The following is a 24,599-nucleotide window of genomic DNA, read 5'->3' on the forward strand; positions in this document are numbered from 1 at the left end:
AGAGTTTATATGAAAAAAAACCTCTTCAGCATGTCTGTCATTGCTTTGACAACACTGACATCGTTAGGGACGGCAAACGCCACTGACCTTAATGTGACCTTTACGGCTAATTTGTTGGAAACCACCTGTAACATGAAGCTGGTCGGTGGTACGGGTTCCGATACTGAACAAACGCTGAAAATCGGTGACAGCAACGGCCAGGTACGTCTGGATGCGGTTAAGGCTGGCACCGCAACGGCGAATTTTAAAATTGAAATCGTTGAGTGCCCTTCCTCACTGAGATCGCTGAAAACCACCGTTAAAGGTACACCAGCGGCTTCACTGCTAACAGGGCTGGTAAACCAAATAACTGTAGCTAATGGTGGCGCCAACTGGGCCGCTGTGACTATTGCTCGGGCATCAGCACCGAGTTCGCCCTTTAAAATTAACTCAACCACCGACAGCGAGCGTCTTGTCTGGTCTGCTGCTGAAATTACCAATAAAGAAGTGCCGTTAATTGCCACTCTTAGCGAAACCAGTGCTGGAAAAATGACCATAGGTGATTTCTCGGCTGCTGGCACTTTTGAATTTACTTACGAATAATTTGAGCAAGAAGACGGAGCTCTACTATGAAAATTAATATGACTTATATCGCACTTTCCGTTTCTGCGCTCTTCTTTGCAGGAATGGCAAATGCAGCCATTACGGGAACCTCCAGCCTTAAAATGACGTTTGAGAGTAAAGTCGTATCCGGCACCTGTACAGCAAAACTGGTGAACGGAGCGGGGACACCGGCCTCTGAAATTGCATTTGGCGATGTCTATAAGTCAGACCTGGTCAATAAAACCCGCGTTGAACCGCTAAAAATCACCTTCAGCGATTGCTCTGGCGTGGAAAAAGCCACGGTCGCCGCCGCGTCAACCACTGGCGGAAAGTGCTCAGGCACGAGTTTTGACGGTGATTCATACGGCGCTGGTTTAGCGACGGGATTTGAAGTGTGGTCTGGTCAGGTCGATTCAGGCGTAATGCTTAAGTGCAAAACCCCACCAGCCCCACAGGAAGTGACCATCGCTGGTGGCGTAGGCGAGTTTCCGATGAATTCACGTATCGTGATCGGTAAAGGCAACACGATCGCAGATGTCGGTACAGGTGCTGCGAGCGCGCCGGTCACATTCACTATCGCTTATCCGTAAGACAGGATTTATCATGCAACAATCACCGTTTACTCTGTGCCAGCCCGGTCTTGTGTTGCTCATCGGACTGGCTGGCGGATTATTGCCTGGCGTAAGCCAGGCAAGCTCAGGCATCAATGCAAACCTGACAGCCAATATTATCAACTCGACCTGTGAAATTAGCCTACAAAATGATGGCGAAATTTATTTGCCGACCGTCAAGCGCAGTTGGTTTTACAACAGTGATAATAGCGATCGTTTAACCCCTACTGATAATGAACCCGGTACACCATTTAGCATCATGGTTAACAGTTGTTCTGAAAATAATAATAGTGTCAAACAACTGAAGTTTACATTTACGCCAAAGTCAGGGTTCAGCGACAACCAGTACCAGGTATTTAAAAACAATGCCACAGCTGGCGCAGCTGAAAATGTTGGGGTTGTCGTTTTTTCCAAAGATTTAAAAACCAACGTGCTCAATGCCGATGGCAGTTCAAATTTATTGTTTGATGCTCAGAGTACCTGGCCAGGTGAATACTCATTTAGTGCCCGCTATCAAAACACAGGGGTTGTTTCTGCGGGTCTGGTGACCAGTCAGGCCACTGTCAATGTCACCTATGAATAGAAATGCCTGGAAAGAAAGAATATGTTCAAAAAACATGAAGGACATATATAAACAGGATTGATGGTTAACACTTGTGTGTTATATTTTGAAACGATATGCCCTGCACTTGAATGCCGTTTCAAGAACGACTATAGCAATACCTCATCTAAATACAGTGGCGGAGCATTGCATTTGCTACTCCCGTGAGTCGGTAATATATTCACAGCTGAATTTACGACATTAAATGCCCCGGCAGTAATGAGTCGTAGGTTATACTAAAAATGCCAGTGGCTTTAAACAGGTCAGCAGAAACAGTTTAGTCGTTTCCGATGATTGTATTAGATATAAACTTGTTCCATCATTTCCCGTTGAACAACCTGCCATTACCCCTGCGGTTGATTAACTATCAGCCGCGACATCGTCTCCAGCGAATCCGTCCTTAAAATATAAAGCCTTTTCAATAAGAACTGATTATCTCCCGGCTTAACCTTCCCTCTCACCGTGGTGACCGCCATGTGGAATCCCGCGTCGCCTGCTGCTTTTACCGCCGTGGCGTTATAACCCCCAAACGGATACGAAAGATACAGAACATGAGGATTAAACTGGGACAATGCCCGGCGCGAACGGGCGAAATCGAACAGAATATTATGATAGCTGCGACTCAGTAGGATCGGCCGGCGATTCGCATCAACCCGATGCAAAAAATGGGTATGCGACTGGAAGTCGAACACGTCCCGGATCTCGTTCAGTTCAGAGAGGCTCATAAACTGCAGCGATTTCGGATCCCACTTCTGCGGGTGGCGCTTGATGCGTGAGGAGATGATAAACGCCGTGGCCTTCATGCCGTGCTGCTTCAAAATGGGGTAAGCATAACGGCTCACTGACTTGAGACCATCATCAAAAGTCAGCACCACCGCCCGCGCCGGGAGATTCATTTTATTCTGCACGTAGCCTTCCAGTTGATACATCGTCAACGTGGTGTAGCCGCGATCCTGAAGCCAGGCCATCTGGTTGCTGAAAGCGCGTACGGAGGTTGTGGTGGAGGTATGGCGAAAGCGGGTATTCTCTTCATCGCGCAAAATATGATGGTAGGTTAACACCGGGATGCCGTTGTCTTCCTGCGCATCCAGCGCGCTAACATAGGCCAGTCGGCCACCAATGCGAATCTGGTACCAGGTCTGGTTGAGTCGGTCTTTAAGCTTGCTGATAATCGGATAACGCAGATTATCCGCCAGCACGCCAAACGGGGCGCTACCGACATCCGGAGCGTTATAAACCGATGTATCTTTCCAGGTTATCAGACTTTGGTTACTGAGCGGTTTATTGAGATCGCCCAGACCATCATCGACTTTCTGCCGCCCCTGAACGGGCTCCAGGTGTCCCTTATCAATAAACCCGGTGCCAAAACCAAAGGAAAATTCGTAATAGTCTGCCGCAATAGGCTCAACAGCGAGGATCTGCCCGGCGCGAATATTCCCAACCGTCACCATCTTATTGCCAATCTGCGCCCATACGGCGGCGGCTTCGGTGGTTTGCATATAACGAGCAGGCAAAGCCGCAGCGACGCTGCCAGAAAACAGGAGCAATAAAACAAGCAGAACGCGCATAACCATATGAGATAACCGAGGCGAGTAACCTCGGCTATTGTAGCAAAAGCATCATCAATACCAATGATTAATACTCATACAAATCATGCTTCAATACGAAGGGGGGATTTTTTTGTTGTTGATGCCAGAGGCTGGAGACTTCGGGGCCTCCAAGTGCGACGATGCAATCCCGAAACGCAGAACTGCTCAGCGATTCCCGTGACGAAATCATTCGCTCAAGCAATGGATAGCTGATACCTGAAATCACTTCACACTGGGGATGTTTATGACTCATTAACGACGCTACACGGTAAGGCGCAGCCCCAGCCATATCCGTCAGGAATACCACACCCTCACCTGAATCTGTAGCATGCAGAGCATGGCACATCATGCGGCTTAGCATATTCGAGCTGAGTCCACGCCAAAAACTTACCGCCTGACATTGGGCCAACGGGCCGTACTTTTTCTCCAGACGATGCAGCATATCCTGTGCCTTATCGTCATGACAGGTAATTACCCAACCTAACATTGCCTACCTCCTTAGCAGGCAAGTAGTTTATCAGTGTGATAAATCCGTAATGGTGACAAGCATCAAAAGTCTTCCTCTCCCAGGCAAGGAGAGGAAGAAAGAATTAGCTGCGCAGGCCGCGTCCGCGCTGAATCAGGTACCAGCACAGCAAATAAAACGCAGCGATAAACACCACCAGCACACCAAACGTGGTGACCAGCGGAACATCATGAATCCCCAGGAAGCCGTAGCGGAAACCGCTAATCATGTAGACAATCGGGTTCAGATGCGACAGCCCCTGCCAGAACGGTGGCAGCAGCGTTAGCGAATAGAACACGCCACCCAGATAGGTCAGTGGTGTCAGTACGAAGGTTGGGATCAGGCTGATATCGTCAAAGGTTTTAGCAAAGACTGCGTTCAGCAAACCGGCCAGCGAGAACAGTACCGCCGTTAACATCAGCGTAAGCGCCACAAAGACCCAGGAATGCACCTGGAAAGGCACGAAGAACAGTGAAATAGCCGTTACCAGAATGCCTACACACAAGCCACGTGCCACGCCGCCGCCAACGAAACCGGCGATGATCACGTGCGTTGGTACCGGGGCAACCAGCAGCTCTTCAATATTGCGTTGAAACTTAGCGCTGAAGAATGACGATGCCACGTTCGCGTACGAGTTGGTGATCACCGCCATCATAATCAGCCCTGGCACGATAAACTGCATGTAGCTAAAACCATGCATTTCGCCGATACGCGAGCCGATTAGGTTACCAAAGATAATAAAATAGAGCGTCATGGTGATGACGGGGGGAACCAGAGTCTGAACCCAGATACGCATAAAGCGGTGGATCTCTTTCGCCCAGATGCTTTTCAGCGCCACCCAATAAAGCTGCATCATGCGCGATCTCCTTGTTTTTCATGAACCAGAGAAACAAACAGTTCTTCCAGTCGGTTCGCTTTGTTACGCATACTCAATACCTGAATGCCCTGCGCGCTCAGCTGAGAGAAGACGCTGTTAACCCCCTGTTCACGCAGCACCTCCACTTCCAGCGTGGAAGTGTCGACCAGCCGGTACTGATAACCGTCCAGTTTCGGCAGCGGGCTTTTCGGCGCCAGATCGAGGATAAAGGTCTCGGATTTCAGCTTGGAGAGCAGCCCCTTCATCGAGGTGTTTTCCACCAACTCGCCGTGCTGAATAATGCCGATATTGCGACACAGCATTTCTGCTTCTTCGAGGTAGTGAGTGGTCAGAATAATGGTGGTGCCTTTGTCGTTTAAATCCTTTAAAAAGCCCCACATTGAACGACGCAGTTCAATGTCGACACCCGCCGTTGGTTCATCCAGGATGAGTAATTTTGGTTCGTGCATCAGAGCACGAGCAATCATCAGACGGCGTTTCATTCCGCCGGAAAGCATGCGCGCACGCTCGTTACGTTTTTCCCATAAATCGAGCTGCTTTAAATATAATTCGCTGCGTTTGACCGCCTCTTTATGCTCAACGCCGTAGTAACCCGCCTGGTTGACCACGATCTGCTGCACGGTTTCAAACGGGTTAAAGTTAAACTCCTGCGGTACCAGACCAAGCTGGCGTTTCGCGTTAACCGTATCTTTTTCGAGATCGTATCCGAAGACGCTCACCCGCCCGGAGGTTTTGTTCACTAGCGAGCTGATTATTCCAATGGTGGTGGACTTTCCTGCGCCATTCGGTCCCAAAAGCGCATAAAAATCACCCGCTTCGACTTGCAAATCTATCCCGCGTAACGCTTGAACGCCACCGGGATAGGTTTTTTTAAGTTGTTGAAGTTCCAGAGCAATGGTCATGGTTTTTTACTTACCTTACGTTCTGACATTTTATATATAGTTTAATTAATGCTGGAGTTACCCTATATTAGCCCATCGAATTTATCTGGCTTCGGGTCGTACAACTCCATGAAAGACATAGATACACTCATCAGCAACAATGCACTATGGTCAAAGATGCTGGTAGAAGAGGATCCCGGATTTTTTGAAACGCTGACGCATGCACAGAATCCGCGTTTTCTATGGATTGGATGTTCCGATAGCCGCGTTCCCGCTGAACGATTAACCGGTCTTGAACCGGGCGAATTATTTGTTCACCGCAATGTTGCCAATCTGGTTATTCACACCGACCTGAACTGTCTCTCAGTCGTTCAGTATGCGGTGGATGTGCTGGAAGTGGAACATATTATTATATGCGGCCACTACGGATGCGGCGGCGTCCAGGCGGCGATTGAAAATAAAGAACAAGGGCTGATTGATAACTGGTTACTGCACATCCGCGATATCTGGTTCAAACACAGCTCACTGCTGGGCGAAATGCCGCAGGAACGTCGCATGGACACCCTATGCGAACTGAATGTCATGGAGCAGGTCTACAACCTCGGCCACTCAACCATTATGCGTTCAGCCTGGAAGCGCGGTCAGAAAGTTACCATTCACGGCTGGGCTTACGGTATTCATGACGGTCTATTGCGCGATCTCGACGTCACCGCCACCAGCCGCGAAACGCTGGAGCAGCGCTATCGCCAGGGGTTGTCTAACCTGAGTCAGAAACACAGCAACCATAAATAATGTGACATTGCCGGGAGGCGGAGACGCCTTACCCGGCCTACAAACCTACGCCGTAGGTCTGATAAGCGAAGCGCCATCAGGCGCTCCCGCCAATTACTCGTCCAGCAGCACCACTTTGCCAACATACGGCAGATGGCGATAACGCTGGGCATAGTCAATGCCGTAACCGACCACAAACTCATCTGGAATAGAGAATCCGATAAACTCGACCGGAACATTCACTTCACGACGAGAAGGTTTGTCCAGCAGCGTGCAGATAGCCAGGGATTTCGGCTCGCGCAGGCTCAGAATTTCACGCACTTTGGACAGCGTATTGCCGGAGTCGATGATGTCTTCGACAATCAGCACGTCTTTGCCACGAATGTCTTCATCCAGGTCTTTCAGGATTTTAACATCACGCGTAGTAGACATTCCGCTGCCATAGCTGGATGCCGTCATGAAATCGACTTCGTGGGAGACATGCACTTCACGGCACAGATCCGCCATAAACATAAATGAGCCACGTAACAGACCAACCAGCACCATATCGCTGCCGCTGTCTTTGTAACGTTCGTTAATCTGGCGCCCCAGTTCAGCAATACGCGCTTTGATCTCCGCTTCCGGGATCATCACTTCAACAGTATGTTTCATAAACCCTATAACTCACTGATTTTTATCAGTTGACACATCATGCAGATCGAAAGAAAGCGCTTACGTTGATACACCGACTGACAGACGGCGACCCGCTCTAACCACAAAACTTGCGACAGCATACAAACAATTCAGTTGATGAAGTATACCAGTAAAGAGAGCGGGTTCCTCTGATAGTTCACAGGAGAACCCGTTTGCGTCGTTTTTTGTATGCTTATTAAGCAAAACCTGGTTCGCACGACAGCATGTGGCTAAAACGTTTCCCAATGCGGGTCTTGTGTCGTACTCCCCGCAGAGGTTGCTTGTGGAGCATCCTTAGGCGGTTTCCGATGCTCACTGTTGGAGGTATCGCGAGTGATGCGAAATGCTGCCACGGCCAGGCGTAACTGTTCAGCTTGTTGTTCCAACGAAGCGGCGGCGGCGGCAGACTCTTCTACCAGCGCGGCGTTTTGTTGTGTAACACTGTCCATCTGCGAGACCGCGAGACTCACCTGCTCAATCCCCCGACTCTGTTCCTCTGAGGCTGAAGCGATTTCCCCCATGATGTCCGTCACGCGGGTGACCGCAGCGACAATCTCTTTCATCGTTTTACCCGCGTCCGACACCTGCTGAGATCCCATCCCCACGCTGTGAGTTGAGTTATCAATCAACGCTTTGATCTCTTTGGCTGCCTGAGCGCTACGGCTTGCCAGAGTACGGACTTCACCCGCTACAACAGCAAATCCTCGTCCCTGCTCTCCTGCTCTGGCTGCCTCAACCGCCGCGTTGAGCGCCAGGATATTGGTCTGGAAAGCAATACTGTCGATGACGCTGGTGATCTGCGCAATTTGCTGTGAACTACCGGCAATTTCACTCATAGTGTGCACGACAGTATCAACAACCCGTCCACCACGCGCGGCAGTATCAGACGCATTCTTAGCCAGTTGAGTCGCCTGTTTCGCATTGTCCGTATTTTGCTTCACGGTTGCAGTAAGCTGTTCCATGCTGGCGGCAGTCTCTTCAAGTGAAGCAGCCTGCTGCTCGGTACGCGAAGACAGATCGTTGTTACCTGACGAGATTTCCGCTGCACCGCTATGAATCGTTTCTGAGCTGTTACGCACCGACGTGACTGTCGAAATCAGCGACTGTCGCATTTCATCTAACCCCGTCGCCAAACGCCCCATTTCATTACGTCCCTGGACGTCGAGTTGATGGGTCAAATCACCACGGGTAATAATGCGAATATGCTCCATAATCTGCGCCAGGGGTTTAAGCAGCATATGCTGCAACCCACTCCAGATCATGCCCAGAACGATGAGCACAGCGACGACAATTGCCCCTAATGTCCATTGCATGCGGGTAAAGCTGTGCTGATTCTCCGCCGCCGCGTGCTGAAGCAACGCGTTATTTTCGTTACGCCACTGGTCATAGCTGGCTTCCATTTCATCTTGCGCCTTCTGAGCATCAAGATCGCCATAGGCCTGATAGTTATTCGCGCGCAGATACTCTATCGATAACGCCATCACGTCGTGCATCTGCCGATACTGTTTTTCCATTTCAGATGCAATTTGCGGATTCTGCCCCGACACCTGCGGCAATGACTGATAATGTGCGAAGTATCCCTCAGCTTTCTTCATCGACTCACTCGCCGTTTTTAGCAAAGTATCAATTGCCGCCAGTGAGGCCGGATCGCGTTGGTTCTTTAAGAAACGAATTGCTACGCGGGTTACCGTTACCCGGGTTTTAATCAGCGTATTGACGCTATCACTCAGATTTTCCTGTTGGGCATTCAGGGTGCCTGAGTTCTGGAAATTATGGCGATCATTGTTTACTGCAGAATAAAAAAAACTTCCTGTCACGGCCTGTAGCAAACAGAAAATGGCGAGAACCAGAAGAATGCCGGTAATAACGCGCACATTTTTAATCATAGTATTTCATCCATTGAACTCACATTGGGTACCCAATGATTATCGGCTCTAAAGGCGATTACTTTATGTGCAATAGCAGAATTAGCAGGAGGAGGGAGTCGTGCGATGAAACGCTGTAAAGAGACTGTGTCTCATCCGGCTTACGAGAGATTTCTGTAGGCCGGATAAGCACAGCGCGATTTTTTTAGACGGTGAAGCCGAGCATCATCCCGGTATCTTCATGCTCTAACAGATGGCAGTGCGCCATATAGGCATGCTCTTTTGGCGCGTCATGGTCAAACTTAACCAATACCTCGCTCACGCCGCCTTCTACCCGCACCGTGTCCTTCCATCCCGCACGGTGTGCGGCAGGCGCTTTGCCATTCTCAGACAGAATGCGGAACTGCGTGCCGTGAATGTGGAACGGATGCAGCATCATGTCGCCCTGACCGGAAATCACCCAGCGTTCATGCTGCCCTTTTGCTGCGGCAAACATCGGTTTATTCATATCAAACGCCTGACCATTAATCCGGTTGGCATTATGGAAATCAAACGATCCGCCATGCTTCATGTTGCCCATGTTGCCATGCTGCATATTCCCCATCTCACCATGGTTCATATTGCCATGATTCATATTGCCGTGGTCCATATTGTCATTATTCATATGGCCCATCATCTTTCCATGATCCATACCCGCCATGGCCTGACCGCCGAATTTCTTCATCAGCATTTGCATGCCCATCATATCGAGCATCGGATCCATCGACAGCTGCAGCTTGCGCACCGTCAAACCTTCCAGTGACGGCAGCGATGGCATGGATGTCAGCGTATCCGGCAGCGTGCCGGAAGCGGTAATCAGCAGCGGCTGAACGCGCATCACCGGGTGCGGCTTATCAAATGGCGCAATTGCCATCCCCATCTGGCTGACCGGCAGAGTGACCAGATCAAAAGCTTTGCCGTCACTGACATCCACCAGCACTTCAAAGCGCTCGCCCATCAGCATAGGAAGCTCGGTCACTTTTACCGGTTCCGCCAACAGTCCACCGTCGCTGGCAATGACGTACAAAGGACGATTGTCGCTGGCCGCAATGTTCAGCGAGCGCGCGTTACAACCATTCAACAGACGCAGGCGCAGCCAGCCGCGCGGTGCGGCATGCTGAGGATAAATCGCCCCATTGGTCAGCAGCGTATCGCCAAACCAGCCGACTGCGGCGGTCATGATGTCCAGTTGATAATCAACCTGCCCATCAGCAGAGAACTGTTTGTCCTGAATAATTACCGGCACATCATCAATTCCCCACTGCTTAGGCAGCATCAGCTTGCGAATCTCTTCGTCTTCAATCAGCACCAGTCCGGCCAGCCCCATCGCTACCTGATGACCGGTCTTTCCATGCTGATGAGGGTGGAACCAGCAGGTTGCCGCGCGCTGATCCGGCGTGAAGGTCACTGAACGTTTCCCGCCCGCCGGGATTATGCCTTGCGGCCCACCGTCGACTTCACCGGGGATTTCCAGCCCGTGCCAGTGCAACGTCGTCTCTTCGGCAAGCTGGTTATGGATATCCACGTTCACCGATTGCCCTTTGTTCAGCTTGACCGCCGGTCCGAGCAGATTGCCGTTATATCCCCAGGTCGTGGCCGTCTTACCGGCAAAGTTTGACTGCCCGGCTTGCACGATCAGCTGGATGCGATTCGAAGCATCGGCGGTTAACAGATCAGGAATGGGTAAGGCGGGACGGTCGGCGGCAAATACGCTCCGGCTCCACAGAGGTAACGCTGACGCTACGCCCAGCGCCACGGAGTACTTTAAAAAATCACGACGTTGCATAATCACTTCCTTATATTCAGCAGCTTAAGCAGGCTATCTTTTAAGCATAAGCCTTCCCCTTACGGGAAGGTCAAGTGAACGGCTAATAATAAAGGTCGTCGCTTCGCTCGCAGTATGCTAACGTTTAAATTCCGTGATGCAGTGGTAGAAGCAATGAAGACGTTTTTCAGAACAGTTTTGTTCGGCAGCCTGATGGCCGTATGCGCAAACAGCTACGCGCTCAGCGAGTCCGAAGCCGAAGATATGGCCGATTTAACGGCAGTTTTTGTTTTTCTGAAAAATGACTGTGGATACCAGAATTTGCCTAATGGGCAGATCCGTCGCGCACTGGTCTTTTTTGCCCAGCAAAACCAGTGGGACCTGAGTAATTACGATACCTTCAATATGAAAGCGCTGGGTGAAGACAGCTACCGCGATCTCAGCGGTATCGGCATCCCCACGGCAAAGAAATGCAAAGCACTGGCGCGTGATTCTCTGAGCCTGTTGGCCTACGTGAAGTAACAGACATAGCGGAGCCCGCTGGCTCCGCATGAATTAACGCTGTTGCACAAATTCGCGGTATGCCGCCACAACCTGAAGAAAGTCCTCTACACCACAAAGCGAAAAACTTTCTTCGTCGTAATAGCTCATCCCCTCTTCCATCTCATCTCCAGAGAACTCCAACTGATTAGCGCGAACCATCACTTCTTCGCCATCCAGCCAGAGCGTGTATTCATGCCCTGCTCGCTGCCAGGAGCGCTCACTGCCCTTAACCGCACGCGCCGCCTGTTCCACTTCATCAAGTAAGGCCAGGTTTTCTTTCACTTCTTCATTAAACCAGTGCCCCACCACCTCGTGGCCCATGGACATACGCACTTTTACCACCCCGGTAATATCGCGCAGAAATTCGTAATCCATAATGTCTTCCTCTACTCCCGGCAATGCGCCAATACCGCATCGCGCCTTGCTGTAATTATCGCAGCAGCGCGGCAGAAAAAAAGCGTAGTGGGTATAAGGAATAGAAATAAAAATGCCCGGAGAAGCAGACTTCTCCGGGCATTGATGTGTTTTTACACAAAACGCGTTAGCGCATTACACCGCGGTCTGGAAAATCACACCATCGGCTTTCTCCGTATACTGAGACAGCTGGTCGAAGTTCAGATAACGGTAAGTATCCACGGCAGTTTTATCCACCTGCGCCACATAGGTCTGGTACTCTTCCGCCGTCGGCAGTTTGCCGATCAGCGCCGCAACCGCCGCCAGCTCCGCAGAAGCCAGGTAGACGTTTGCCCCGGTACCTAAACGGTTCGGGAAGTTACGGGTAGAGGTCGAGACCACCGTTGCGCCGTCGGCGACACGCGCCTGGTTACCCATGCACAGAGAGCAGCCTGGAATTTCGATACGCGCACCGCTCTTACCGAACACGCTGTAATAACCTTCTTCGGTCAGCTGTGCCGCATCCATACGGGTTGGCGGAGCCACCCACAGACGCGTCGGCAGTTGACCTTTGTGCGCATCCAGCAGCTTACCAGCGGCACGGAAGTGGCCGATGTTAGTCATACAGGAGCCGATGAACACTTCGTCGATCTTCTCACCCTGTACGTCAGACAGCAGACGCGCGTCGTCCGGATCGTTCGGTGCACACAAGATTGGTTCTTTGATGTCAGCCAGGTCAATGTCGATCACCGCCGCGTATTCTGCGTCAGCGTCGGCTTCCAGCAACTGCGGATCCGCCAGCCATTTTTCCATGCCCTGCACACGACGTTCCAGCGTACGGCGATCGCCGTAACCTTCCGCGATCATCCACTTCAGCAGAACGATGTTAGAGTTCAGATACTCAACGATCGGCTCTTTGTTCAGCTTGATGGTACAGCCCGCAGCAGAACGCTCTGCGGAAGCATCGGTCAGTTCGAACGCCTGCTCCACTTTGAGATCCGGCAGACCTTCGATTTCAAGGATGCGGCCAGAGAAGATGTTCTTCTTACCTTTCTTCTCAACGGTCAGCAGACCCTGTTTGATCGCGTACAGCGGAATGGCGTGAACCAGGTCACGCAGAGTGATACCCGGCTGCATTTTACCTTTGAAGCGCACCAGTACCGATTCCGGCATATCCAGCGGCATCACGCCGGTCGCTGCAGCAAACGCCACCAGACCAGAACCTGCCGGGAAGGAGATCCCGATAGGGAAACGGGTATGGGAGTCACCACCGGTACCTACGGTATCCGGCAGCAGCATACGGTTCAGCCAGGAGTGGATAACGCCGTCGCCCGGACGCAGGGAGACACCGCCACGGTTCATGATGAAGTCTGGCAGCGTATGGTGCGTATTGACATCCACTGGCTTCGGATAGGCGGCAGTGTGACAGAAGGACTGCATCACCAGGTCAGCTGAGAAGCCCAGGCATGCCAGGTCTTTCAGTTCGTCACGGGTCATTGGACCGGTGGTATCCTGAGATCCCACGGAGGTCATCTTCGGTTCGCAGTACGCGCCCGGACGGATACCTTTCACGCCGCAGGCGCGGCCAACCATTTTCTGTGCCAGGGAGAAGCCACGGCTGCTTTCCGCCACGTCTTTCGCCTGACGGAAGACGTCTGAGTGCGGCAGACCCAGCGCTTCGCGCGCTTTGGTGGTCAGGCCACGACCGATGATCAGCGGAATACGACCACCAGCACGTACTTCGTCGATCAGGACTTCGGTTTTCAGCTCAAAGCTGGCCAGCAGTTCGCCTGTTTCGTGGTTGCGTACTTCGCCTTTGAACGGGTAAACGTCAATCACGTCGCCCATGTTCATGTTCGACACGTCCACTTCAATCGGCAGTGCGCCCGCATCTTCCATGGTGTTGAAGAAGATAGGTGCAATTTTGCCGCCGAGGCACAGGCCGCCGCCGCGCTTGTTCGGCACATGAGGAATGTCGTCACCCATGAACCACAGCACGGAGTTGGTCGCGGATTTACGCGAAGAACCGGTACCGACAACATCACCCACATAAGCCAGCGGGTAACCTTTTTTCTGCAATTCTTCGATCTGTTTGATCGGGCCAACTACACCCGGTTGATCCGGTTCGATACCTTCACGGGCGTTTTTCAGCATCGCCAGCGCGTGCAGCGGGATATCTGGGCGGGACCATGCGTCCGGTGCCGGAGAGAGGTCATCGGTGTTGGTTTCACCGGTCACTTTAAAGACGGTAACGGTGATTTTTTCAGCCAGAGCCGGACGGTTCAGGAACCATTCGGCATCGGCCCAGGATTGCATTACCTGCTTCGCATATTCGTTGCCCGCTTTGGCTTTTTCTTCCACATCGTAGAAGTTATCGAACATCAGCAGCGTTGAAGAGAGCGCTTTGGCGGCAATCGGTGCCAGTTTGGCGTCATCCAGCGCGTCGATCAGCGGATGAATGTTGTAACCACCCTGCATGGTGCCCAGCAGTTCAATGGCTTTTTCTGGGGTAACCAGCGGGGAGGTGGTGTCGCCTTTCGCGACGGCAGCGAGAAAACCGGCTTTAACATAAGCGGCTTCATCTACGCCAGGAGGAACACGGTTGATCAACAGGTCTAACAGGAATTCTTCTTCGCCCACAGGCGGGGTCTTCAGCAGCTCGACAAGTGCGGCCATTTGGGTTGCGTCTAAAGGTTTTGGCACAATCCCCTGGGCAGCACGCTCAGCTACGTGCTTACGGTATTCTTCTAGCACGACGATATCTCCTCGCTCTCATTGTCATAATGCGGCGCTTTTGTAGATGGGCGATTCTCTTCACGCTCCTGTGAGACAGTAGTTAGTAGGGTAAATGCCCGGTACCGCATAAGGCACAATAACAGGATTTTCATTAAGTGTTAATCCGTTTACAAAAAAGCAACATAAAAAATTGGCTGAATCGTTAAGAATGGTGTAGCGGCAAGGAGGAACGCAATTCAGGCTACCTAAAACCACCCTGAAACAGTTGATTTTCAAGCGCGAGATGCTGAATTTTCCAGCGACTTTTCAGCCATCAGATATAATTGTGTAATAAATCCTCACACTCTTTTTCCGGACCTACCGGGTGAATCCCCAATAAAAGTCAAAACTGTCTAACACGGGTGAATAATACTCGCGGCAACAGGAACGCCTCACGGCACAGCGCTTGTCTCGTTGGAGTCATTTTATGAAGTTGCCCCTTAAGCCACATCTGCTTGTCCTTTTGTGCAGTGTCGGGCTGTTTGCCGCCTCAGGCGTGATGTTCGTTAAAAGTCGTGCTACGGAGCCTGCGGCTCCGGCCCCCGTTGCACAGCAACCGTCAGCACCGGCTCCAGCGCCAATAGCGGCCCCTGCCCCGGCCGACCAAACAGCGCCCGTCGTGGCACCAACCTACTCGGCAGCACAAATCGATCAGTGGGTTGCACCTATCGCACTCTATCCAGACTCGCTGCTGTCGCAAATTTTGATGGCCTCAACCTATCCGGCTAACGTCATCCAGGCCGCACAGTGGTCAAAAGACAATCCCAAAATGCAGGGCGATGCCGCCATTCAGGCCGTTGCCAGCCAGCCCTGGGATCCCAGCGTGAAATCGCTGGTCGCCTTTCCTCAGTTGATGTCGCTGATGGGTGAAAATCCGCCGTGGGTACAAAATCTGGGCGATGCTTTCCTTGCGCAGCCAAAAGATGTTATGGATTCCGTTCAACGCCTGCGTGCACTGGCGCAACAGACCGGTGCGTTGCAATCGACACCGCAGCAGACAGTCACCACCGTGACCAAAGCGGCGCCGGCTAAAACCGTCACCAGCGAGTCGACGACCAGTTCAGCGACCACAACAGCCACGACCGCCTCAACAAGCCCAACGGTAATCAAAATTGAATCCGCCGATCCGCAGGTGGTGTACGTTCCTACCTATAACCCGAATACGGTTTACGGTACCTGGCCGAACACCGCCTATCCGCCAACCTATCTGCCGCCAACGCCCGGTGAGCAGTTTGGTAACAGCTTCGTTAATGGTTTAGGCTTCAGCCTCGGTGTTGCCACAACCTATGCCATCTTCAGCAACATCGACTGGGATGACGACGACGATCACCATCATAATGATGACTGGGATAACCATGGCGGCTATAACCGTAATGGTGATAACAACATCAATATTAACGTTGATAACTTTAATAAAATCAGTGGACAACGACTGACAGACGCCAACCGTACCTGGCAGCACAACCCGGCCTATCGTGAGGGTGTGCCATACCCAAATAACCAGCTCAATAACCGCTTTCACGCCACTAACACGGCTACAGGTTTAAGTTCAACCCAGCAAAGACCGGTCAACCGTGATAGCCAACGCCAGGCTGCGATGAGCCAAATGGAAAAATCAACGGGAAAAACATTCCCGCAGACGGCGCGTACGGGCACGAAAGACGCCCAGCGTCAGGCATCCAGCCAACAGCTGAAGCAAATTTCCCAACGTAATAACTACCGTGGTTACGATACCAAACCGCAAACCGCGAAACGGACAAGCACACAGCAACGTGAGAATCGTCAGGCAGTCGCCCAGCGACAGGAGAAACGGGTCACGCAACCGGCGCAGCAGCGCAATCTTCAACAACGGACCAGCCAGCCACGCGCCAATGCGCTGAGCGGGAACGACAGTCGCTCCGCCAACTGGCAGGCGCAGCAACAGCGGGGGGCACAGAGCCGGCAGGTCGCCCGTAATCAGCCATCGCGCCAGCCTTCTGGCGGGCGTGCTGAACACCGTGAATTCCGTCATCGTTAAGGGAACCGACATGAAAAATAAACTACTCAGTGGAATTGTGTTGTTCATGGTTTCGGCTGCCGCGATGGCACAACAATCCTTCAGCACACCAGACCAGGCGACCGATGCGCTGGCAAACGCGATTAGTGAGCAAAATGAAAGTGCAATGAGCAACCTGCTCGGGGAAAACTGGCGTGATTTTCTACCGCCAGAAGGCGTCGATCCTGATGCGGTTGATCGTTTCCTGCGCGACTGGAAGGTTCGCCATAATACCGTTGTCGACGGCAATACCGCGCATCTGGTGGTCGGGGATAGCGACTGGCAATTGCCAATCCCGGTCGTCAAAAACGCTTCAGGCTGGCAATTTGATATCAAGGAAGCGGCCGAAGAGATCCTGACCCGTGAGATTGGACGAAACGAACTCGCGGCTATCGAGGCGTTACACGCTTATGTAGATGCCCAGCAGAGCTATTTTGCGATGAACCAGAAATACGCGCAAAAGATTGTCAGTTCTGAAGGGAAAAAAGATGGTCTGTACTGGCCTGTTTCACCCGGCGAAGCGCCAAGCCCGCTCGGCCCGGCCTTTAGTCCACAGGAACCTGGCACGGGCTATCACGGCTATCATTTTCGTATCCTTCCCGACAAAACCAGCGGTTTTGCCATGGTGGCCTGGCCTGTTAGCTATGATCACACCGGCGTGATGAGTTTTATGATTAACGGTGATGATAAAGTCTATCAGGCCGATCTCGGCGTTGATTCTCAGCAAAAAGCACAGGCGTTAACCACATTCCATCCGGATAAAACCTGGCAGCCCGTAGCGCCCTGATACCAATTCGAAAGATTAGTTGGCCGGGTAAGGCGTAGCCGCCCCCCGGCAACCCACAGCAAATTACAGGATGTTAGCGACAGATTTCGCCAACTGAGCTTCCAGAACCGGCTTCGCTTCTTCGAACTTCAGATTCACTTTGTTAGCATTAGACACGACGCGAGTCTGATATTTTGCACGATCGCCTTGCGCGCTGCTGGTTTGCAACTTGATACCGGATGTCCCTTGACGCAACGCCGCAACGTTATCCGTTGTCACTTTCGCTTTGCTGCGTTCAGAGATCTGCAGGTCAGTGACCATGGTGTAGTTTACGTCTTCCACCATCGCATCCGCAGCCATGCCGATCAACCCCGCCGCGATACCAACACCCAGCGCCGCACCAGAGGAGTTGCTATTATAGGCGGTAATCCCCGCACCCAACGCTGCGCCCATCGCGGCTCCTTCATAACCCGTTTTCAGGAAGCCCTGAGCTTCACGCAGATCCATTTTGTCCGCTTTCAATACGTTCGCCTGTACCCAGTAATAAGCGCTGTCTGGTGAACTGGTCACTTTATAACCTTTCGCGGACAGGTCATTTGCCAGCAGGGTTTGCAGGTTACTCATGTCTTTGTCAGAGGTATTTTTTACCTGAATGTAGACGGTCTTCTCGCTGGAAGGCTCCAGCCAGATGGTTTCACTCATCTGCGTTTTCACTTCAAGGTTACGTTTTTTAACGGCGGTGGTCATCGCGCCACAACCGGTCAGCGTCATTGCCGCGACAATCATGCCAACAACCGCGATTTTTTTTAAAGACATGTATTTTCCTTTTTTCGTGTAATAGAGAGTCCAGAGCCTCTTAACCGCGCGGCCAGTAGCCACACAATGGCGAAAAAAGTATCGGCAGTTGCGCAATTTTTTTTAGTGGAGATATCAATAAGATGACTACCAGAACTGGTAGCTTTCGGGAAAAAAAACGCCTCCGAAGAGGCGTTTTCACAAAAGCGGGAAGATTACTTTTTCTTCGCTTTCGGGTTCGGCAGGTCGGTGATGCTACCTTCGAACACTTCAGCTGCCAGACCAACAGACTCGTGCAGAGTCGGGTGAGCGTGGATGGTCAGCGCGATGTCTTCAGCGTCACAGCCCATTTCGATCGCCAGACCGATTTCACCCAGCAGCTCGCCGCCGTTGGTACCGACAATCGCACCACCGATCACACGGTGAGATTCTTTGTCGAAAATCAGTTTGGTCATACCGTCTGCGCAGTCAGAAGCGATAGCACGGCCAGAAGCAGCCCACGGGAAGGTGGCGGTTTCGTAGCTGATGCCTTTTTCTTTCGCTTCTTTCTCAGTCAGGCCAACCCATGCAACTTCTGGTTCAGTGTACGCGATGGATGGAATAACTTTCGGATCGAAGTAGTGTTTCTTACCGGCGATAACTTCAGCGGCAACGTGACCTTCGTGAACACCTTTGTGCGCCAGCATCGGCTGACCGACGATATCGCCGATAGCAAAGATGTGCGGCACGTTGGTGCGCAGCTGTTTGTCAACGCGGATGAAGCCACGGTCATCAACTTCAACGCCAGCTTTGCCCGCGTCGAGGTTTTTACCGTTCGGTACACGACCGATAGCTACCAGCACAGCATCGTAACGCTGAGCTTCGGCAGGGGCTTTTTTGCCTTCCATGGAAACGTAGATACCGTCTTCTTTCGCTTCAACGGCAGTCACTTTGGTTTCCAGCATCAGGTTGAATTTCTTGCTGATGCGCTTGGTGAAGACTTTAACCACGTCTTTGTCGGCAGCTGGGATAACCTGGTCGAACATTTCAACCACGTCGATCTCTGAACCCAGTGCATGGTACACGGTACCCATTTCCAAACCGATAATACCGCCGCCCATAACCAGCAGGCGCTTAGGAACAGTTTTCAGTTCCAGCGCGTCAGTGGAGTCCCACACGCGCGGATCTTCGTGCGGAATGAACGGCAGTTCGATCGGACGGGAACCCGCCGCGATGATCGCGTTGTCGAAGTTGATTACGGTTTTGCCGTTTTCGCCTTCAACTTCCAGAGTGTTCGCCCCGGTAAATTTACCCAGACCGTTAACCACTTTCACTTTACGGCCTTTGGCCATACCAGCCAGACCGCCAGTCAGTTGAGTGATAACTTTTTCTTTCCAGGTACGAATCTTGTCGATATCGGTTTTCGGCTCGCCAAAAACGATACCGTGTTCAGCCAGCGCTTTGGCTTCTTCGATAACTTTTGCTACGTGCAGCAACGCTTTAGAAGGGATACAGCCGACGTTCAGACAAACACCACCGAGGGTGCTGTAACGTTCTACGATGACGGTCTCCAGACCTAAATCTGCGCAACGGAAGGCAGCAGAGTAACCTGCAGGGCCTGCCCCAAGTACCACGACCTGAGTTTTGATTTCAGTGCTCATCATGACCTCTTAATTTATACCCGTCGTCCACCGGGTCGTTCTATCCGCCCGTATTTTACAAAATTGTTAACAATTTTGAAACAACAAACGGCAACCGATTTGTCTTTCGCACAATAACCTCACTGACTTCATGAGATTACCAGAAAAAAGCCGGCCGTCGGGCCGGCTTTTTCGCTTACATCACCAGGCGGCGAATGTCAGACAGCATGTTGTTGATGATGGTGATAAAGCGCGCACCATCCGCACCGTCAATTACACGGTGGTCGAAGGAGAGCGAAATCGGCATCATCAGACGCGGCATAAACTCTTTACCGTTCCACACTGGCTCCATAGAGGACTTGGAGACACCGAGGATAGCCACTTCCGGCGCGTTCACAATCGGCGCGAAGTGGGTAGTACCCAGGCCACCGATGCTGGAGATGGTGAAGCAACCGCCCTGCATTTCGCCAGCAGTCAGCTTGCCATCACGCGCTTTCTTGGAGATCACGGTCAGTTCACGAGACAGCTCGGTAATGCTCTTCTTGTTCACGTCTTTGAAGACCGGAACAACCAGACCATTCGGAGTATCAACCGCTACACCGATGTTGATGTATTTCTTCAGGGTCAGGCGCTGACCGTCTTCAGACAGGGAGCTGTTGAAGCGCGGCATCTGTTCCAGAGCTGCGGCAACGGCTTTCATGATGAAGACTACTGGGGTGAATTTCACGTCCAGTTTACGTTTTTCAGCTTCGGCGTTCTGCTGTTTACGGAACGCTTCCAGATCGGTGATATCGGTCTTATCGAAGTGAGTAACGTGCGGGATCATCACCCAGTTACGGCTCAGGTTAGCACCAGAGATTTTCTGGATACGGCCCAGTTCCACTTCTTCGATTTCACCAAACTTGCTGAAGTCCACTTTCGGCCAAGGCAGCATGCCCGGGATACCGCCGCCTGCTGCTGCAGCCGGAGCCGCTTCAGCACGCTTGATAGCGTCTTTCACGTAAGCCTGAACGTCTTCACGCAGGATACGACCTTTACGGCCAGAACCTTTCACTTTCGCCAGGTTCACACCGAATTCGCGCGCCAGGCGACGAATCAGCGGTGTTGCATGAACGTAAGCGTCGTTTTCAGCAAACTCAGATTTGCCTTCCGCTTTCGCGGCCGGAGCTGCGGCTTGCGCAGGCGCTGGTGCTGCGGCCGGAGCCGGAGCAGCTGCTTGTGCTGGAGCGGCTGCAGGTGCTGCGCCTTCGACTTCGAAGACCATAATCAGAGAACCGGTTTTAACTTTGTCGCCGGTGCTGATTTTGATTTCTTTCACGGTGCCCGCGAACGGTGCCGGAACTTCCATTGACGCTTTATCGCCTTCAACGGTGATCAGTGATTGCTCAGCGGCAATTTTATCGCCCACTTTAACCATCACTTCAGTGACTTCGACTTCGTCACCGCCGATATCCGGTACGTTAACTTCTTTCGAGCCGGAAGCAGCCGGAGCCGCCGCTGCTGCTGGAGCAGCCGCCTGAGCCGGTGCAGCAGCAGGCGCTGCGCCCGCTACTTCGAAGACCATAATCAGGGAACCGGTAGACACTTTGTCGCCGGTGTTGATTTTGATCTCTTTAACGGTACCCGCGAACGGTGCCGGAACTTCCATTGACGCTTTGTCACCTTCAACGGTGATCAGAGACTGTTCAGCCGCAACGGTGTCGCCCACTTTAACCATGATCTCGGTAACTTCAACTTCGTCGCCGCCGATGTCCGGTACGTGTACGTCTTTCGCCGCCGCAGCAGCAGGTGCTGCTGCCGGAGCCGCTTCTTTCTTCTCTTCTGCCGGAGCAGGTGCAGCTGCTGCTGCACCGTCGGCGGAATCGAAAATCATGATCAGTTTGCCGGTCTCAGTTTTATCGCCAACAGAGACTTTGATCTCTTTAACGATACCAGCCTGAGGAGACGGAACTTCCATAGAGGCTTTGTCGCCTTCTACGGTGATCAGCGACTGTTCAGCTTCAACTTTGTCGCCCACTTTGACCAGGATCTCGGTGATTTCAACTTCATCAGCCCCGATGTCCGGTACATTGATTTCGATAGCCATTATTCTTTTACCTCTTACGCCAGACGCGGGTTAACTTTATCTGCATCGATGTTGAATTTGGTGATTGCGTCTGCAACCACTTTCTTATCGATTTCGCCACGTTTAGCCAGTTCGCCCAGGGCCGCTACAACCACGTAGGAAGCATCAACTTCGAAGTGGTGACGCAGGTTTTCACGGCTGTCAGAGCGACCGAAACCGTCAGTACCCAGTACGCGATAATCATCAGCCGGTACATAAGTACGAACCTGTTCGGCAAACAGTTTCATATAGTCAGTAGATGCTACTGCCGGAGCGTCGTTCATCACCTGAGCGATGTACGGAACGCGCGGAGTTTCCATCGGGTGCAGCATGTTCCAGCGCTCACAATCCTGGCCATCACGCGCCAGTTCAGTGAAGGAGGTTACGCTGTAAACGTCAGACCCTACACCGTAGTCGTTCGCCAGGATCTGTGCTGCTTCACGGACGTGACGCAGGATAGAACCGGAGCCCAGCAGCTGAACTTTACCTTTCTTACCTTCGAGGGTTTCGAGTTTGTAGATACCTTTACGGATACCTTCCTCGGCACCTGCTGGCATTGCCGGCATGTGGTAGTTTTCGTTCAGCGTGGTGATGTAGTAGTAAACGTTCTCTTGTTTCTCACCGTACATACGCTCCAGACCATCGTGCATGATGACCGCAACTTCGTACGCGTAAGACGGATCGTAAGAGATACAGTTCGGGATAGTCAGAGACTGAATATGGCTGTGACCATCTTCGTGCTGCAGACCTTCACCGTTCAGCGTCGTACGACCGGAAGTACCACCAATCAGGAAGCCACGAGCCTGTTGGTCGCCTGCCTGCCAGCACAGGTCACCGATACGCTGGAACCCGAACATGGAGTAGTAGATGTAGAACGGAATCATCGGCAGATCGTTGGTGCTGTAAGAGGTCGCAGCAGCCAGCCAGGATGCGCCAGCACCCAGTTCGTTGATACCTTCCTGCAGGATCTGACCTTTCTCGTCTTCTTTATAGTAAGCAACCTGCTCACGGTCCTGCGGGGTGTACTGCTGACCGTTCGGGCTGTAGATACCGATCTGACGGAACAGACCTTCCATACCGAAAGTACGTGCTTCATCAGCGATGATCGGAACCAGACGATCTTTGATCGACTTGTTCTTCAGCATCACGTTCAGGGCACGAACGAAAGCGATAGTGGTGGAGATTTCTTTGTTCTGCTCTTCCAGCAGCGCACCGAAGTCTTCCAGAGCCGGCAGTTCCAGCTTCTCAGTGAAGTTCGGCTGACGAGCTGGCAGGTAGCCATGCAGTTTCTGACGCTGAGCGTGCAGATAAGTGTGCTCTTCAGAACCTTCCGGGAAGGTGATGTAAGACAGGTTTTCAACCTGCTCATCGGTCACAGGAACGTTGAAACGGTCGCGGATATAACGCACGCCGTCCATGTTCATTTTCTTAACCTGGTGAGCGATGTTTTTACCTTCAGCGGTGTCACCCATGCCGTAACCTTTGATGGTATGGGCGAGGATTACAGTTGCTTTGCCTTTGGTTTCCTGCGCTTTTTTCAGTGCAGCGTAAACTTTCTTCGGATCGTGACCACCGCGGTTCAGAGACCAAATCTGCTCATCAGTCCAGTCAGCAACCAGTGCTGCGGTTTCCGGGTATTTACCGAAGAAGTGCTCACGTACATATGCGCCATCTTTGGATTTGAAGGTCTGGTAGTCGCCGTCAACGGTTTCGTTCATCAGCTGGATCAGTTTACCGCTGGTGTCTTTACGCAGCAGCTCATCCCAACGACCGCCCCACATGACTTTGATAACGTTCCAGCCAGCGCCCGCGAAGATGCCTTCCAGTTCGTTAACAATCTTGCCGTTACCGGTTACCGGGCCGTCAAGACGCTGCAGGTTACAGTTGATAACAAAGACCAGGTTGTCCAGTTTTTCACGGGTCGCGATGGTGATCGCACCTTTTGATTCTGGCTCATCCATCTCGCCGTCGCCCAGGAAGGCGTAAACGGTTTGTTTAGAGGTATCTTTCAGACCACGGTGTTCCAGATATTTCAGGAATTTAGCCTGGTAGATAGCACCGATTGGGCCCAGACCCATAGATACGGTCGGGAACTGCCAGAATTCTGGCATCAGTTTCGGGTGCGGGTAGGAAGACAGGCCTTTGCCATGTACTTCCTGACGGAAGTTGTTCATCTGCTCTTCAGTCAGACGACCTTCCAGGAATGCGCGTGCGTAGATGCCCGGAGAGATGTGACCCTGGAAGTACACCAGATCGCCGCCATCTTGCTCGTTGCGTGCACGGAAGAAGTGGTTGAAGCAAACATCATATACCGTTGCGGAGGACTGGAAGGATGCCATGTGGCCACCCAGCTCGAGGTCCTTTTTAGACGCGCGCAGTACGGTCATGATGGCGTTCCAACGGATAGCAGAACGAATACGACGTTCCAGCTCCAGATTGCCCGGGTATTCCGGTTCATCTTCAACGGCAATAGTGTTTACATAATTGCTGGCCCCTGCACCTGCCGCTACTTTCACGCCGCCTTTGCGGGCTTCTGAAAGCAGTTGGTCGATCAGATACTGAGCACGCTCAACACCTTCTTCACGGATGACCGATTCGATCGCCTGTAGCCAGTCGCGAGTTTCGATCGGATCCACGTCATTTGGGAAACGTTCTGACATGGGGGTATTCCTTATCTATCTAATACGTTGAGTTATCTGGAACCTGTCCCATTACGTTCTCGCCAGAGAGCGTAATAAGACAGGTTCTGCGTTTAGTTGCCGCGCACTTTATATGGCGCTTGATTTACAACATCTTCTGGTTAACGTTCTG

At 52.1% G+C, this 24,599-nt stretch carries 20 protein-coding genes; 7 read left to right on the top strand and 13 right to left on the bottom strand.

Going from position 1 to position 24,599, the window contains the following annotated elements; all coding sequences use genetic code 11:
* Positions 1-9: 9 nt before the first annotated feature.
* From SK34_RS18810 to SK34_RS18820, 3 genes are read left to right on the top strand one after another with little or no spacing between them, the layout of a single operon-like run.
* On the top strand, positions 10-582 hold the full coding sequence (locus SK34_RS18810; RefSeq protein WP_048233899.1) for a fimbrial protein: 573 nt from the start codon (positions 10-12) through the stop codon (positions 580-582).
* Between the two features lie 26 nt (positions 583-608).
* The gene (locus SK34_RS18815; RefSeq protein WP_044712912.1) at positions 609-1,172 is read left to right on the top strand and encodes a fimbrial protein; all 564 of its coding nucleotides are present in this window, start codon (positions 609-611) and stop codon (positions 1,170-1,172) included.
* Positions 1,173-1,185: 13 nt separating this feature from the next.
* Entirely contained in the window at positions 1,186-1,776 is a 591-nt protein-coding gene (locus SK34_RS18820) for a fimbrial-like protein (RefSeq protein WP_048233901.1), read from the top strand.
* A gap of 362 nt (positions 1,777-2,138) precedes the next feature.
* On the opposite strand, the gene SK34_RS18825 is transcribed toward SK34_RS18820, so the two are convergent.
* The 4 genes from SK34_RS18825 to SK34_RS18840 all read right to left on the bottom strand — a co-directional run bounded on the left by SK34_RS18825 (position 2,139) and on the right by SK34_RS18840 (position 5,667).
* Positions 2,139-3,368, bottom strand: coding sequence for a polysaccharide deacetylase family protein (locus SK34_RS18825; RefSeq protein WP_003837485.1), 1,230 nt, complete (start codon positions 3,366-3,368; stop codon positions 2,139-2,141).
* 61 nt (positions 3,369-3,429) lie between these two features.
* Positions 3,430-3,870 carry a PTS sugar transporter subunit IIA gene (locus SK34_RS18830; RefSeq protein ID WP_003837482.1) on the bottom strand — a complete coding sequence of 147 codons (441 nt, stop codon included), beginning with the start codon at positions 3,868-3,870 and terminating at the stop codon, positions 3,430-3,432.
* Between the two features lie 103 nt (positions 3,871-3,973).
* Positions 3,974-4,744, bottom strand: a complete 771-nt coding sequence (locus tag SK34_RS18835; protein WP_003018647.1) for an ABC transporter permease — start codon at positions 4,742-4,744, stop codon at positions 3,974-3,976.
* Complete coding sequence (locus SK34_RS18840) at positions 4,741-5,667, bottom strand: ABC transporter ATP-binding protein (protein WP_003837480.1); 927 nt, start codon at positions 5,665-5,667, stop codon at positions 4,741-4,743. The genes SK34_RS18835 and SK34_RS18840 overlap by 4 nt, the downstream gene beginning before the upstream one ends.
* Before the next feature lie 108 nt (positions 5,668-5,775).
* Between SK34_RS18840 and can the strand changes: the two genes are divergently transcribed.
* A complete protein-coding gene (gene can / locus SK34_RS18845) occupies positions 5,776-6,438 on the top strand; it encodes a carbonate dehydratase (RefSeq protein WP_003018654.1) in 663 nt (220 codons plus the stop codon).
* 93 nt (positions 6,439-6,531) lie between these two features.
* Here the strand turns inward: can and hpt are convergent, their stop codons facing one another.
* The 3 genes from hpt to cueO all read right to left on the bottom strand — a co-directional run bounded on the left by hpt (position 6,532) and on the right by cueO (position 10,779).
* Complete coding sequence (hpt, locus tag SK34_RS18850) at positions 6,532-7,068, bottom strand: hypoxanthine phosphoribosyltransferase (RefSeq protein WP_003018658.1); 537 nt, start codon at positions 7,066-7,068, stop codon at positions 6,532-6,534.
* 251 nt (positions 7,069-7,319) lie between these two features.
* Entirely contained in the window at positions 7,320-8,975 is a 1,656-nt protein-coding gene (tcp, locus tag SK34_RS18855; RefSeq protein WP_003837476.1) for a methyl-accepting chemotaxis citrate transducer, read from the bottom strand.
* Positions 8,976-9,159: 184 nt separating this feature from the next.
* Complete coding sequence (gene cueO, locus SK34_RS18860) at positions 9,160-10,779, bottom strand: multicopper oxidase CueO (RefSeq protein ID WP_003837475.1); 1,620 nt, start codon at positions 10,777-10,779, stop codon at positions 9,160-9,162.
* A 153-nt stretch (positions 10,780-10,932) separates the two neighbouring features.
* Between cueO and SK34_RS18865 the strand changes: the two genes are divergently transcribed.
* Positions 10,933-11,280 carry a YacC family pilotin-like protein gene (locus SK34_RS18865; protein ID WP_003018667.1) on the top strand — a complete coding sequence of 116 codons (348 nt, stop codon included), beginning with the start codon at positions 10,933-10,935 and terminating at the stop codon, positions 11,278-11,280.
* 33 nt (positions 11,281-11,313) lie between these two features.
* On the opposite strand, the gene yacL is transcribed toward SK34_RS18865, so the two are convergent.
* Positions 11,314-11,676: a protein YacL gene (yacL, locus tag SK34_RS18870; RefSeq protein WP_003018670.1), complete on the bottom strand. Its 363-nt coding sequence runs from the start codon at positions 11,674-11,676 to the stop codon at positions 11,314-11,316.
* A 174-nt stretch (positions 11,677-11,850) separates the two neighbouring features.
* Positions 11,851-14,448, bottom strand: coding sequence for a bifunctional aconitate hydratase 2/2-methylisocitrate dehydratase (gene acnB, locus SK34_RS18875; protein WP_003829483.1), 2,598 nt, complete (start codon positions 14,446-14,448; stop codon positions 11,851-11,853).
* 448 nt (positions 14,449-14,896) lie between these two features.
* Between acnB and SK34_RS18880 the strand changes: the two genes are divergently transcribed.
* Together SK34_RS18880 and SK34_RS18885 are read left to right on the top strand one after the other, a co-directional pair.
* Positions 14,897-16,486, top strand: a complete 1,590-nt coding sequence (locus SK34_RS18880; protein ID WP_048233904.1) for a DUF3300 domain-containing protein — start codon at positions 14,897-14,899, stop codon at positions 16,484-16,486.
* 10 nt (positions 16,487-16,496) lie between these two features.
* Positions 16,497-17,291, top strand: coding sequence for a DUF2950 family protein (locus tag SK34_RS18885; protein WP_003018680.1), 795 nt, complete (start codon positions 16,497-16,499; stop codon positions 17,289-17,291).
* Positions 17,292-17,354: 63 nt separating this feature from the next.
* Here SK34_RS18885 and traT read toward each other — a convergent pair whose 3' ends face one another.
* From traT to aceE, 4 genes are all read right to left on the bottom strand, one after another.
* Entirely contained in the window at positions 17,355-18,086 is a 732-nt protein-coding gene (traT, locus tag SK34_RS18890; protein WP_003018683.1) for a complement resistance protein TraT, read from the bottom strand.
* Positions 18,087-18,280: 194 nt separating this feature from the next.
* Complete coding sequence (lpdA, locus tag SK34_RS18895; protein ID WP_003018686.1) at positions 18,281-19,705, bottom strand: dihydrolipoyl dehydrogenase; 1,425 nt, start codon at positions 19,703-19,705, stop codon at positions 18,281-18,283.
* Positions 19,706-19,880: 175 nt separating this feature from the next.
* Positions 19,881-21,770, bottom strand: coding sequence for a pyruvate dehydrogenase complex dihydrolipoyllysine-residue acetyltransferase (gene aceF / locus SK34_RS18900; RefSeq protein ID WP_003018689.1), 1,890 nt, complete (start codon positions 21,768-21,770; stop codon positions 19,881-19,883).
* Positions 21,771-21,784: 14 nt separating this feature from the next.
* On the bottom strand, positions 21,785-24,448 hold the full coding sequence (aceE, locus tag SK34_RS18905) for a pyruvate dehydrogenase (acetyl-transferring), homodimeric type (RefSeq protein ID WP_003837462.1): 2,664 nt from the start codon (positions 24,446-24,448) through the stop codon (positions 21,785-21,787).
* Between the last annotated feature and the right edge of the window lie 151 nt (positions 24,449-24,599).

Origin of the sequence: Citrobacter sp. MGH104 (assembly GCF_001034485.1) — a bacterium.
Lineage (GTDB): Bacteria > Pseudomonadota > Gammaproteobacteria > Enterobacterales > Enterobacteriaceae > Citrobacter > Citrobacter freundii.